This window comes from Labrys sp. HAY1-8F, from assembly GCF_056754975.1.
The window spans coordinates 5,251,547-5,264,607 of the sequence record NZ_JBPGWZ010000002.1 but is presented as its reverse complement, the minus strand read 5'-3'; the positions used below and the strand labels follow the sequence as shown (position 1 = coordinate 5,264,607).

The window sequence follows — 13,061 nt, the reverse complement described above, 5'->3', positions numbered from 1 at the left end:
CGCCATGCGCTTCATCGAAAGACCTTTGTCCCGCCGCCGCTTCCTGACCGCAACCGCCGCAACCGGCCTTCTCGGTGCAACGGGTTCGCTGGCGATGCCGGGGGTCTCCCGTGCCGCCGATCGTCCCCAGGTTACGGCCGGCCTGCAGTCGGGCGACGTAGCCGGCGACAGAGCCGTGCTGTGGTCACGCACCGACCGCCCAGCCAATGCGATCTTCGAATGGTCGACCACCGAGAGTTTCAAGACCGTGAACCGGCTGCCGACGGTGACGGCCTCCCCCGAGACGGACTACACCGTGAAGATCCTGGCGGAAGGCCTGCCGGCGGACCAGGAGATCTTCTACCGCGTGCGCTTCCAGGATCTCGCCCATACCGGCGTCGAGAGCGAGGTCGTCACCGGACATCTGCGCTCGGCTCCGGCCGGGCTGCGTGACGTCTCCTTCGTCTGGTCCGGCGATACCGCCGGCCAGGGGTGGGGCATCGATGCCGACCGTGGCGGCATGAAGATCTATTCGGCCATGCTCAAGCACAACCCGGATTTCTTCATCCATTCCGGTGACAACATCTATGCCGACGGCGTGATCAAGCCCGAGGTGAAGCTGCCTGACGGCACCATCTGGAAGAACATCGTCACGCCGGAAAAGTCCAAGGTCGCCGAAACCCTCGACGAATATCGCGGACAGTACAAATACAACCTCATGGACAAGAATTTCCGCGCGCTCTACCAGCAGGTTCCTGTCGTCACCCAGTGGGACGACCATGAGGTGACCAACAACTGGTCGTCCTCCAAGGACCTGCTCAGCGATGATCGCTACAAGGAAAAGTCGATTGCGGCCCTGGCGGCGCGCGGCGCACAGGCCTTCCACGAATATATGCCGATCGCCACCACTTTGGCCGAGCCGCGCCGGGTCTATCGCAAGATCCCCTATGGCCCGCTGCTCGACGTCTTCATGCTCGACATGCGCACCTATCGCGGCCCCAACGGCGACAATCTGCAGGCCACGGAAGGTGGGGAAGCCGCCTTCCTCGGCGCCGAGCAGCTTGCCTGGCTCAAGCGCGAACTCGCCAACTCCAAGGCGACCTGGAAGGTGATCGCCGCCGACATGCCGCTCGCTCTGGTGGTGTGGGACAAGGCCGACCAGAAGAAGGGCTTCGAAGCCGTCTCCAACAACGACAATGGCAAGCCGCTCGGCCGCGAGCTCGAATTCGCCGATCTCCTGCGCTTCATCAAGGCGGCCGGCGTGAAGAACACGGTGTGGCTGACGGCCGACGTCCACTACACCGCCGCCCATTACTACAACCCGGACAAGGCGGCTTTCCAGGACTTCGATCCCTTCTGGGAGTTCGTCTCCGGCCCGCTCCACTCGGGCACCTTCGGCCCGAACGACCTCGACATGACCTTCGGGCCCGAGCTCAAATATGTGAAGGCGCCGGAAGGCGGCCAGCAGAACCTGTCGCCCGCGGCCGGCCTGCAGTTCTTCGGCCATGTCGCCATCGCCGCCGACACGCGGGTGATGACCGTCACCTTGCGCGACGCCGCCGATGCCTCGCTCTGGTCGACCCAGCTCGAGCCGAAGCTCGGCTGAGTGTCATCCCGCACGCGGTGCAGCATGCAATGCTGCGCCGCAGATGCGGGACCGCATCGAGATATGGCCTCATCCGGCTTGCGATCCCGGATCTGCGCTGCATCACTTCGTGCTGCAACGCGTCCGGGATGACAATATCGATCACCCCCGCGCGTAAAGATCGCGATAGGTCGTCTGCAGCACGTTCTTCTGGACCTTGCCCATGGTGTTGCGCGGCAATTCGTCGACGAAGAGCACGCGCTTGGGCTGCTTGAACTTGGCGAGGCGCCCTTCCAGGGTCTGAAGGATCGTTCGTTCCTCCACGGTGGCGCCGGGCTTGCGCACCACGATGGCCGTCACGCCCTCGCCGAAATCGGCATGCGGCACACCGATGACGGCGCTCTCGAACACGCCGGGAATGCCATCGATTTCCGTCTCGACTTCCTTGGGATAGACGTTGTAGCCGCCGGTGATCACCAGGTCCTTGCCACGTCCGACGATGTGGACATAACCCTGGGCATCGATCTTGCCGAGGTCGCCGGTGATGAAGAAGCCGTCGGGCCGGAATTCCGACTTGGTCTTTTCCGGCATGCGCCAATAGCCCTTGAACACGTTGGGGCCCTTCACCTCGATCATGCCGATCTCGCCTTGCGGCAAGGCCTCGCCCGTCTCGGGCCTGGTGATGCGCAGCGAGATGCCCGGCAGCGGCATGCCGACGGCACCGGCCACGCGCGCCCCGTCATAGGGGTTGGAGGTGATCATGTTGGTTTCGGTCATGCCATAGCGTTCGAGGATGGCATGGCCGGTGCGCGCTCTCCATTGCTCATGGGTCTCCGACAGCAGGGGCGCCGATCCCGACACGAACAGCCGCATATGGGCGGTCGCCTCGGCCGTCAGGCTCTCCTGCTGAAGGAGGCGGACATAGAAGGTCGGCACCCCCATCATGCAGGTTGCTTCGGGCAGGTGGCGCAGCACCTCCGCCGCATCGAAGCGCGTCAGGAAGATCAGCGAGGAGCCTGCCATCAACGTGGTGTTGATGGCCACGAACAGGCCATGCGTGTGGAAGATCGGCAGGGCATGCAGCAGCACGTCGGCCTGGCTGAAGCGCCAATAGGCGGCCAGGGTAACGGCGTTGGAAGCCAAGTTGCCATGCGTCAACATCGCACCCTTGGAGCGCCCGGTAGTGCCAGAGGTGTAGAGCAGCGCCGCCAGATCGTCCTCGCCGCGCGCAACGTCGTCGAAGGCTTCCGGCGCGCTCCTGGCTGCCTCGGCGAGCGAGCCGTCGTCACGGCTTCCCAGGGTTGCAACGGCAGCGCCGAGCCGGGTGCCGATCTCGCCCAGTTCATCCGCCTTCTCAGGCGCACAAACCAGCAGGCGCGGTTCGGCATCGCCGACGAAATAGTCGAGCTCCGCCTTGGTGTAGGCGGTGTTGAGGGGCACGAACACCGCGCCGGCGCGCAGGCAGGCAAGATAGAGAAACACCGCCTGCGGGCTCTTCTCGACCTGGACGACCACGCGGTCGCCGGCCTCGACCCCGTAGCCGCGCAGGGCGTTGGCATAGCGTCCCGACCAGGCAAGCACGGCGCCATAGTCGAAGCCGCTGCCGTCGGAGAGGGTCAGGAAGGGTCTCCCCGCTTCGGGCATCCGGGAACGGATCAGGCTGAACAGATGGTTCGACACGCAAATTTCCTCAGGGATTGGGACGAGGCCGCGGGGCCGGATCGGCGCTGCGGGTGGGTGGTGGCAGGGCCGGTACGGCTGTCTTGCGACGCATCGGCTTCGTTTCCGTGGCTTTCAGAAGCTTGCGCACGGCCGGGCTCGCGGCGATCACGCCCTGATTGGCGAAGGCCTCGTGATTGTCTTCGATGGCATCGAGATCATAGAGATAATTGACCATGAGACCTCCGGCCTGGCGCAACCCGTTCGGCGAGACGTCACCCCGCCAGTTGATGCGTTCGAGGCGGGCGCCATTGCCCAGATGGAACCGCGCCACCGGATCGATCGGCGCACCCGATGGTGTCCGGGCCACCAGGAAATAATGGGCGGCAGCCGCGAGTTGCGCTTCACGCATGGCCTCTGCCGGCCCGGTTCCCCCATGCTCCGCAGGCCGGAACAGCCCCTCCAGCACCGTGAGGTCGGCCACGCCTGGAATATGCGGCTCCTCCTTGGCGAGTTCCCGCTTCAGCCAGCCCATGAATCCGGGAACCGGCGACAGGGTGACGAAACTCTTCAGCTTTGGCAGGTCGCGCCGGAGTTCCTCGACCACCTGCTTGATCAGGAGATTGCCGAAAGAAACGCGACGCAGGCCGACCTGGCAGTTGGAGATCGAGTAGAACACCGCCGTGGTCGCATCCTCGGCCCGGATCGGCTTGCGCTCGAGGGCGAGCAGCGGCGCGATGGTCGCCGGTATGTCCTGCGTAAGGGCGACCTCGACGAACACCAGCGGCTCGTCCGCCATCTGCGGATGGAAGAAGGCGAAGCAGCGCCGGTCCGAAGGCTCCAGCCGGCTGCGCAAATCCTCCCAGCTATGGATGGTGTGCACGGCCTCATACTGGATGATCTTGGCCAGGATGTTCGCCGGCGTCGTCCAGTCGATCCGCTTCAGCATCAGGAAACCCCGGTTGAACCAGGACGAGAACAGATGGGCGAGATCCGCATCGAGGGCCTCCAACTCCTCATTGTCAGGCAGGCTGGCGAGGACGTCCTCGCGCAGGCGCACCAAGGCGGCCGTGCCGCCGGCGGGGCGGTTGAGCCGGCGGAAGAGCTCCTGGCGCCTCGGCTCGGCAGCGGCGCTGAGTTCGGCCATGGTCCGGGGAGACTTGTCACCGAGATAGGCCTCTATCGCCGCATCCAGGCGCGGCTGGTCGGCGCCGAAGTCCTCGGCCAGCGCCGCCAGATGGCGGCGGCGATGCTCGTCATCGGCCGCGGCATAGGCATCGAGCCATTGCTGCGCCAAGGCGACGCCGGAAACCTCGCCCCGGCCGGTCAGCAACGCATTGCTGAGGGCCAGCAGATCGGTCGATCGCACCTGGGATGAGAGGCGTTCGAGGCCGATGAGGCCCCTCCCCCGTTCTGCGACCGCTTCCAGGAATTCCTGCAGGAAGTTTCTGCTCATCGCTGTTCACCATACCCTGTCAATGGATTACCCCATGATCAGATTGGGCAGCCAGGTGGCGAGGCCTGGGATCAGGCAGGCCAGCACCACCGCCAACGCCATCAATCCGACGAAAGGCAGTGTACCGCGCATGATATCCCCGAGCGGGATGTCCGGCGCGATATTCTTGATCACGAAGATGTTGAGCCCGACCGGCGGATGAATCAGGCCCATCTCCATGACGATGGTCATCACCACGCCGAACCAGATCAGGTCGAAGCCGGCCGCTTTCAAGGGCGGCAGGATGATCGGCGCCGTCATCAGAATGATCGAGACCGGCGGCAGGAAGAAGCCGAGCACCACCACGAAGAGCAGGATCGCCGTCAGCAGCAGCCATTTCGACAGGTTCAGGCTGATGATCCAGGCTGCCGCCGACTGGCTGATCTGGAGATAGCTCATCACATAGGAATAGAGCAGCGACATGCCGATGATCATCAAGAGCATGGTCGATTCCCTGAGCGTACCCGAAAGGATCGGCATCACCTTGGAAGGCCGCCAGATGCCGTACATGGCCGAGATCACCACCAGGGCCAGCACGGCACCGACGCCGGCGGTCTCCGAGGGCGTCGCCCAGCCGGCATAGAGAACCACCATCACGCCGGCGAGGATGGAGACGAAGGGCACCACCCAGCCGACCATGCGAAGCTTTTGGGCGAAGGTGTAGCTCTCCTCGTGCAGGATGGCCGAACGAACGCCGGTGCGCTCGGCCTGGACCAGGGCCTGCCGCTTCTCCTTGCGGTAATGCAGCATCGCGTAGATGGCGAACATCGTCATCAGGAGCAGGCCCGGGCCGATTCCGGCCAGAAACAGCTTGCCGAGCGATACCTCTGCCGCCACCGCATAGAGCAGCATGGTGACCGAGGGCGGCAAGAGGATGCCGAGCGTGCCACCGGCCGCAATGATGCCGGCGGCAAAGCCGCCCGAATAGCCGCGGGCCCGCATCTCTGGGATGCCGGCGGCGCCGATGGCCGAACAGGTGGCGGGCGAGGAGCCGGCCATGGCAGCGAACAGCCCGCAGGCGACCGTGTTGGCCACGCCGAGCCCACCAGGAATGCGATGGAGCCAGGCATGCAAGGCCGAATAGAGATCCTTGCCGGCGTTGGAACGACCGATCGCCGCCCCCTTCAGGATGAAGAGCGGGATGGCAAGGATGATGACATTGGCCAGTTCCTCGTAGAAATTCTGCGCCAGCGTGTCGATCGAGGCGGCCGGCATGAACAGGATCATGAAGGTCAGCGCCACCACCCCGAGGGCGAAGGCGATCGGCATGCCCGAGAACAGCACGATCAGCGTCGCAGTACAGTAGGCAACGCCGATGCCCCATTGCGGCAGGCCGGTTAGTAGCGGCAGGGGTGGGCGCGACCACAGGGCGAAGGCGAGCACGGCGAGCAGCACGATGATGCACACCGGCAGCGATCGTTCCGCCACCTGCAGGGCGACCTGCGCAGCCAGCAGCACCATGCCTGCCGTCAGCAGGGAATAGGGAATCCACAAGGGTGGGCCCCAGGCCGAGTGCGAAGTCTGCTCGTCCACCCAGGCTTCATGGAGGAGCGAGCCCGATTTCCAGGCGAACAGCACGCAGAAGAACAGCACCAGCGCATCAACGACCAGCCGCCTGGTGCCGGAGGTCGCCGGCAGCCAATGGTCGAGGATGTCGATCCCGACATGGCCGCGTACCGCCTGCACCGAGGCCGCCGACAGGAAGATGGCACCGGCGATCAGGTAGATGGTGACTTCGTCCTGCCAGAGCACGGATTGGCGCGTCACATGCCCGGTGATGACGCCGAAGGTGAGGACCACAGCCGCCGCCAGCAGAGCCACGGCCGAGAGCCGAAAGGCGACGGCGTTGACAGCCCCGAACACCCGCCGCACCGCTCCCGCCTGTTCCGCCGGGCGGGTTTCGTCGGCGGCGAGAATGGCGTCGTGCTGGATCGAGCCGCCCATCTCACGCCACCTTCTGTGCGAGCTTCAGCAACTCCGCGGCCTCGCTCGAGCGCGCCGCATAATCCTTCCAGGAACTGGCCTCGGCGACTTTGCGCCACTCGGCGAGGTCGGTCGCGCTGAAATCGGCGACTTCGACACCTTTGGCGGCATAGACCTTGGCGACCTCCTCGTCGTCGTGCTGCGCCTGCTTGGTGGCCCAGCCTTCCATTTCGGTGCCGACATCCAGGAGCGCCTTCTGCTGATCGGCAGGCAGGGCGTCGAAGATCGTCTTGGACATCAGCAGCGGTTCGAGCATGAACCAGAAGGAGCCTTTTCGCGCCGAGGTCAGCGATTTGGCGAGTTCCTCCAGGCGGAAGGAAATCAGGCTGGTCGACGAGGTGACGGCGGCGTCGAGCGCACTGGTCTGCATGCCGATATAGATTTCGTTCGAGGGCATGGTAGAGACCTGCGCCCCGGCGGCGGTGAACATCAGATCCATTTCCCGGCTGCCGCCACGGATCTTCAGCCCCTTGGAGCTGTCGGGCGTCAGCACCGGCTTGCCGCGCGAGGCCACGCCGCCGCCCTGCCAGACCCAGGCGATGATCTTGATGCCCTTGGCCTCCAGGATGCCAGAGAGCGCCTTGCCGATTTCGGCATTCTTCCAGGCGGCGCCCTGCTCATAGCTCGTCACCAGGCAGGGCATCAGGCCCAGATTGGTGGCATGCAATTCGCCCCCGGCATAGGCGACGGGAAACAGCGACATGTCCAAGGCGCCGCGCCGCATGGCCGAGAACTGCGCATTGGTCTTCATCAGCGAGGCATTGGCGTAGACGTCGAATTTCAAGGCGCCGCTGGTGCGCTTTTCCACCTCGGCGGCGAAGATGCGGCAAAGCCGATCGCGAAAATCCCCCTGCTCGACGGTGCCGCCGGGAAACTGATGCGACATCTTCAATGTAGTGGCGGCGCGGGCTTCCCCGGCCGACCGGATGATCAATGGCGTTGCAAGTGCGGCAGTCAGGATCTGCCTCCGGGTAAGCGACATCTGCCTCAAGGCAAGCGACATGGCGATTTCCTCTCATCCATCCGAGGCTGGCTGGTTCCGCCTGCGGTTGCATTCACCATTATTGCAGTTTTGAAACAGTTACAATAAAATTGTATACAAGTTTTGCGAGATTGACTCCATCACCTTGAGAGTCGTACGAAATTGCGGAGGATATCGGCCATGAGCGAAAAACCCGCGACCCGCCTGCGCAACCAGATCGAAGAAGAAATCGCCACAGGGGTGTCCAAGCCCGGCGACAGGCTCGACGAGGTCTCGCTGGCGGCCAGATTCGGGGTGTCGCGGACGCCGATCCGCGAGGCTCTCCAGCAATTGGCGGCTGCCGGTCTGGTCGAGATCCGCCCGCACCGTGGCGCCATCGTCAGCGCCCCCGATCCCAAGCGCCTGATCGACATGTTCAGCCTGATGGCCGAATTTGAGGCGATCTGCGGGCGCCTGGCCGCCCGCCGCCTGCTACCGAGTGACGAGGCCGCGCTGGGAGAGACGCTTGAAGCCTGCCGCAAGGCGGCCGACAGCGGCGACATGGACGTCTATTACTACGAGAACGAACGCTTCCACCGCGCCATCTATGTGGCCAGCGGCAATGACTTCATCGCCGAGCAGGCCATCGCCCTGCACAAACGCCTCGCTCCCTTCCGCCGCCTCCAGCTCCGTGTACGCAACCGCATGCGCACCTCGCTGGCCGAGCACGAAGCCATCGTCGACGCCCTGCTGGCCGGCGATAGTGCCCTCGCCTCCACACGCCTCTATGATCACGTCGCGGTGCAGGGCGAACGTTTCACCGATCTGATCGCCTCGCTGAACCGCGCGGCTGCGGAATAAGAAAACCTCGCACTACAAATCAGGTGCTTTGAAGCCGCCACTCGCCGACAAGGCTGCCTTGGCTTGTCACCGCGACCATCTTTTCCATTCTTCATATTATTCATACTATTGTCACGCGCCGTCCCTATGAAGCATCTCATCGAGCAAGCACCCCGCCATCCTACCCATCGGACGGGACGGATGGCATCGAGGCAGCCTGCTCGTGACCGCGCCTCGTGACCACCGATAGGAATTCTTACTCAGCCCGCTATTTCGCCGAGATCACATCATCCGCACAGCGGATGCCGGTACATGTCTTCAAGCCGATGCTTTGATTGTACCTGACACGCGCCGGTCCGATTTCATCTGTACTGGCGCGTCTCCTCCAAATCCTCGCCAATATCCAGGGCCGGGCTGGTGCCGCCGCCGGCCGGGATGTTTCGTCATAGTCGCATTTTCGCACGTCATCGCCGGCCGCAAGGTCGGCGGGCGCCGCTGTGCACTCACAAAAACCTGCCCCGAGAGATCGAAACCATGCCTGCCACACCGTTTGATACGTCGAGCAAACCGCCTGAGAAGACTACCTTCGCTCCCATCGCCTGTGCCGGACTCCGCCCTTGGCTCAGCAGAACCGCCTGGCCATGCCTCGTCGGTCTGTCGATGCTCGGTGCCACCAGCCTGCCCGCGCTGGCGGTGGAACCCTGGATCATGGTCGAGAAATCACTGTTCTCGGGCGTCGATGCCTCACGCGGCCAGGGCGTCACCACCGACGGCACCAATTGGTATTTTTCCGGCACCAATGCCCTGGAAATGACCAACGGCTCCTTCGATCCGAAATTGCTGGTTACCTCAGCCATTCCAGATGCGCTGAAGAATCCCTCCCAATATTCCGATATCGGGCTCAACCATATCGGCGACATCGACTATGCCGACGGCAAGCTCTACATCTCTTTGGACACGAGCAACCGCTCGCCGACCACCAATGGCAAATATGAAAGGCCGGTCTTCGCGATCTATGACGCGAAAACACTGACCTATCTCGGCCAGGCTTTTCCGCTCAATCCTCCGCATGGCACGCATGACATCGCCAGTTGGGTGGCCGTCGACGCCAAGAACAGCGTCGGCTACGGCATGGCCTATGAAAATGCAACGGAACTCGCCGTCTACAACCTTTCGGACTGGTCGTTCCAGAAATACATTCCCCTGTCCCAGACCATCGATCAGGCCCAGGGTGGCAAGATCTTCAACGGCTGGATGTATTTTTCGACCGATAATGACCAGAAGCTGATCTATCGCGCCAATCTCGTGACCGGCCAGGTCGAGCTCATCGGCAATCTCAAGACCAATGGCGAGCAGGAAGTCGAAGGCCTGGTCTTCAAGAACACGCCCGACGGCTGGTCGATGCACATCCTGAATCGCGAGGAAGATCCGAACCATCCCGGCCAAACCGCAATCGGCTTCTACCGCTATGTGCGTCCCTACGGAAATGCGCTCTCGGGCGAGATCCATGCCGATATCAAGGGCGCCTTCCTCGAGGATAGCCGCTACCCACGCGATGCCGCCAACCGACGCCTGCGCTCGGCCTTCGGCGGTATCGCCGGAACGTCAGGCGGCGCGGCCATAGGCAACACCGACGGCATCGTCGTCTGGGGCACGCCCTTCGCCGCCACCGGCCGGGCCAAGGGTTCGGGCGACGCCGCCTCCTTCGACCGCACCAGCGGCGGCTTCATCGGCGGTATCGATGCACCGGTTGGGGACTGGCGCGTGGGCGTCCTCGCCGGCTATAGCCATACGAGTTTCGACGTCTCCGCCCGGACCTCCGACGGCTCCAGCAACAACTATCAGCTCGGCCTCTATGGCGGCACGCAATGGGGCCGGCTCGGTTTTCGTACCGGCGCCATCTATGGCTGGCATAATGTCGACACCAAGCGCGATGTCGTATTCCCGGCCTTCCGCGAAAGGCTTTCGGGGCAGTACAATGCTGCGACGGCACAGGCCTTCGGTGAGCTCAGCTATCGCTTCGATCTCGGTCGGAGCGCCTTCGAGCCTTTCGCCAATCTCGCTTATGTCCATCTGGACACGCAAGGCTTTGCCGAGAAGGGCGGCACCACAGCGGCGCTGACCAGCCAGAAGAGTTCGGCGGACACCGTTTACACCACATTGGGGCTCCATGCCTCGACCGGCTTCGACGTCGCCGGGACCACGCTGACCCTGCGCGGCACGCTCGGCTGGCAGCACGCCTTCGACGACGTGACCCAGAATGCGAAGCTCGCCTTCAACAATGGTTCGTCCTTCACGATAGCGGGCGCGCCGCTCGCCAAGGATGCGCTGGCGGTCGAGGCTGGCGTCGACATCGCGCTCGCGCCCAACACAACTTTGGGAGCCTCCTATTCCGGCCAGCTTGCCAGCCACACCCAGGGCCATGCCTTCAAGGTCAATCTCGACATGAAGCTGTGATCTGAAGGATACCGGCGCGGTGAGGATTGGACGAGGCAGCTTTGTCAAGGCAAGTTTGCCATGCGACCTCACCGCCATCGTCCCAAGCTGCTTATCCGCGGCGTGATACGCCGCTAACAGGAATAGAATGAAGAATGCAGCCTTTCCTTCCAAGGTTTCACCCATGAGCTCCCTGGGAGGGAACGCCACCGGCACCAGCCTCTATTCGCGCCTTCTCAACGACATCGGCCAGAGCATCGTGCGGGGCGACCTCGCCCCGGGCGATCAATTGCCGAATGCCGATGACTGGAGTGCCGCCCATGGCGTGAGCCGCACGGTGCTGCGAGAGGTCGTCAAGGTGCTCGCCAATAAAGGCATGGTGGAGATGCGCCCCAAGGTGGGCACGCGCGTGCGCGCCAGAGAGGACTGGAACTTCCTGGACCCCGACGTGCTGGTCTGGCGCTACGGGCCGAGAACCACGGCCGAGGAGGCCCGTTCCCTGTTCGAGCTGCGGCGCGCCATCGAGCCGATGGCCGCCGCCTTGGCCGCCGAGAGGGCGACCGATGAGCAGGTCGCGCAGTTGCGCCTCCTGCTCTCGCGAATGCAGCAGGCCGGCGACGACAGCGAACGCTTCGCCATACCCGATCTCGCCTTCCATCAAGCCATCCTGCGCATGTCCGGCAATGAGCTGATCGGCTCCCTCGCCGCGCTGATCGAGACCGCCTTGGTCATCAGCTTTCGCCCGACGGACGACAATCCCGAGGGCCAGAGCCACTCGCTCGCCCTGCACCAAGCGGTCGTCGACAACATTGCAAAGCGAGATCCGATCGCGACCGCCAAGGCCATCACCTCCTTGCTCGACGAGGCGGAGGAGGACGTGAAACGCTCTCTGGTGGCAAGGCGCGAGCGGAAATCGTGATCGGCGACGACATCGACCGGCGGCATCGCTTCGCCCAGGAATGCGCCCGGCAGGCCGGAGCAATCGCGCGTCGCTACTTCCGCTCCGACGAGGCGCTGTCCAGCTTCGAAAAAGGCCGGCACGATCCGGTGACCCAGGCCGATTTGGAAATCGATCGTTTCCTGATCGATCAACTTGCCGGGGCGTTCCCGGCCGATGGCATACTGACCGAGGAAACCGGCGGCTCGCCCGCACGCCATCTGTGGGTCATCGATCCGATCGACGGCACGCTGAACTTTGCCCGCGGCATCGCCCACTTCGCCGTGTCGATCGCCTTTTGCGTCGACGGCAGGACGGAGAGCGGCGTCGTCTACGATCCGATCGCCGACGAGATCTTCAGCGCCCGGCGCGGCCAGGGCGCCTTTTGCAACGGGAGCCCCATCGGCGTTCGCACGACACGTGGTCCCTCCGATGCGATTGTCGATGCGGGATATTCGCTTCGGCACCCCGCCGCCGACTATCTCGGGCTGATCGGCCGCCTCCTCGCAAACGACTATGCCTTCGTCCAGAACGGCTCGGCGGCGATGGGGCTCGCCCAGGTCGCCTGCGGCCGTATCGACGGCTTTTGCGAGCTCTCCCTCAAGAGCTGGGACGTGCTCGCCGGCCTGCTCCTGATCGAGGAATCTGGCGGTTGGGCCAGTGATTTTCCGCGCGGACCTGGCCTACTGCAGGACCACAAGGTCCTCGCCTGTACCCCGGCTATTCGCCAATCCCTGCAAGATCTCCTGCAGGCGGAACAGGCTTGGCCAGCGTGATCGCACCACCGCCTCAGAGGCACGGCGTTTCCTGCAGACGCAGCCATTGCACGGAGCCCTGTGCGTCACGCGTGAAGACGGCGGTCGATCGCCGCATGGTGGTCCCACCCGAGGCGCTCTCCTGCCGCTCGCGATAGGAGACGACGGCCCCGTCCTCGTTGCCGAGCAGCGTCTCCAGCTCGTCGATCACGATCCGCAATCCGGGCCGACTGCCGCGAGCCTGAATGAAGAAGGTTTGCAAGCCCTCATAGTCGATCTGCGCTCCTGAGAGGGTCACCATGGTGAAGGCAGGCGAGAAGCGCTCGAGCAAACTGGAGAAGTGCGTTTCATTTCCCTCTCCCGACAGCCACAGGCGGATTTCGACACAGGTGTCGATGACTTCCTGGGCAAAGCAATCATGCATGTTTGGT

Annotated in this window: 10 protein-coding genes and 1 pseudogene; 5 read left to right on the top strand and 6 right to left on the bottom strand. The window is 63.7% G+C overall.

Annotated elements, in window-relative coordinates:
* Nucleotides 1-4: 4 nt before the first annotated feature.
* Nucleotides 5-1,585 (top strand): alkaline phosphatase D family protein, encoded by a 1,581-nt coding sequence (locus ACR9ZN_RS33455; RefSeq protein ID WP_481274243.1) that lies wholly within the window; start codon nt 5-7, stop codon nt 1,583-1,585.
* Nucleotides 1,586-1,726: 141 nt separating this feature from the next.
* Here ACR9ZN_RS33455 and ACR9ZN_RS33450 read toward each other — a convergent pair whose 3' ends face one another.
* The 5 genes and pseudogenes from ACR9ZN_RS33450 to dctP form a co-directional block, all read right to left on the bottom strand.
* Entirely contained in the window at nt 1,727-3,244 is a 1,518-nt protein-coding gene (locus ACR9ZN_RS33450; RefSeq protein WP_481274242.1) for a malonate--CoA ligase, read from the bottom strand.
* Nucleotides 3,245-3,254: 10 nt separating this feature from the next.
* Nucleotides 3,255-4,679 carry a malonyl-CoA decarboxylase gene (locus ACR9ZN_RS33445; protein ID WP_481274241.1) on the bottom strand — a complete coding sequence of 475 codons (1,425 nt, stop codon included), beginning with the start codon at nt 4,677-4,679 and terminating at the stop codon, nt 3,255-3,257.
* Nucleotides 4,680-4,706: 27 nt separating this feature from the next.
* Nucleotides 4,707-6,050 (bottom strand): TRAP transporter large permease, encoded by a 1,344-nt coding sequence (locus ACR9ZN_RS33440; protein WP_481274417.1) that lies wholly within the window; start codon nt 6,048-6,050, stop codon nt 4,707-4,709.
* 96 nt (nt 6,051-6,146) lie between these two features.
* Nucleotides 6,147-6,662 (bottom strand): annotated as a pseudogene (locus tag ACR9ZN_RS33435) (TRAP transporter small permease); the annotation flags it as partial.
* A 1-nt stretch (nt 6,663) separates the two neighbouring features.
* Nucleotides 6,664-7,704 (bottom strand): TRAP transporter substrate-binding protein DctP, encoded by a 1,041-nt coding sequence (dctP, locus tag ACR9ZN_RS33430; protein WP_454813513.1) that lies wholly within the window; start codon nt 7,702-7,704, stop codon nt 6,664-6,666.
* Between the two features lie 159 nt (nt 7,705-7,863).
* Between dctP and ACR9ZN_RS33425 the strand changes: the two genes are divergently transcribed.
* The 4 genes from ACR9ZN_RS33425 (at nt 7,864) to ACR9ZN_RS33410 (ending at nt 12,651) form a co-directional block, all read left to right on the top strand.
* A complete protein-coding gene (locus ACR9ZN_RS33425; protein WP_434955893.1) occupies nt 7,864-8,523 on the top strand; it encodes a GntR family transcriptional regulator in 660 nt (219 codons plus the stop codon).
* Nucleotides 8,524-9,162: 639 nt separating this feature from the next.
* Nucleotides 9,163-10,959: an autotransporter outer membrane beta-barrel domain-containing protein gene (locus tag ACR9ZN_RS33420; RefSeq protein WP_481274240.1), complete on the top strand. Its 1,797-nt coding sequence runs from the start codon at nt 9,163-9,165 to the stop codon at nt 10,957-10,959.
* A gap of 163 nt (nt 10,960-11,122) precedes the next feature.
* Entirely contained in the window at nt 11,123-11,857 is a 735-nt protein-coding gene (locus ACR9ZN_RS33415; RefSeq protein WP_481274239.1) for a FadR/GntR family transcriptional regulator, read from the top strand.
* Entirely contained in the window at nt 11,854-12,651 is a 798-nt protein-coding gene (locus ACR9ZN_RS33410) for an inositol monophosphatase family protein (RefSeq protein WP_481274238.1), read from the top strand. The genes ACR9ZN_RS33415 and ACR9ZN_RS33410 overlap by 4 nt, the downstream gene beginning before the upstream one ends.
* A gap of 13 nt (nt 12,652-12,664) precedes the next feature.
* On the opposite strand, the gene ACR9ZN_RS33405 is transcribed toward ACR9ZN_RS33410, so the two are convergent.
* Complete coding sequence (locus tag ACR9ZN_RS33405) at nt 12,665-13,054, bottom strand: hypothetical protein (protein ID WP_434955889.1); 390 nt, start codon at nt 13,052-13,054, stop codon at nt 12,665-12,667.
* Nucleotides 13,055-13,061: the final 7 nt, after the last annotated feature.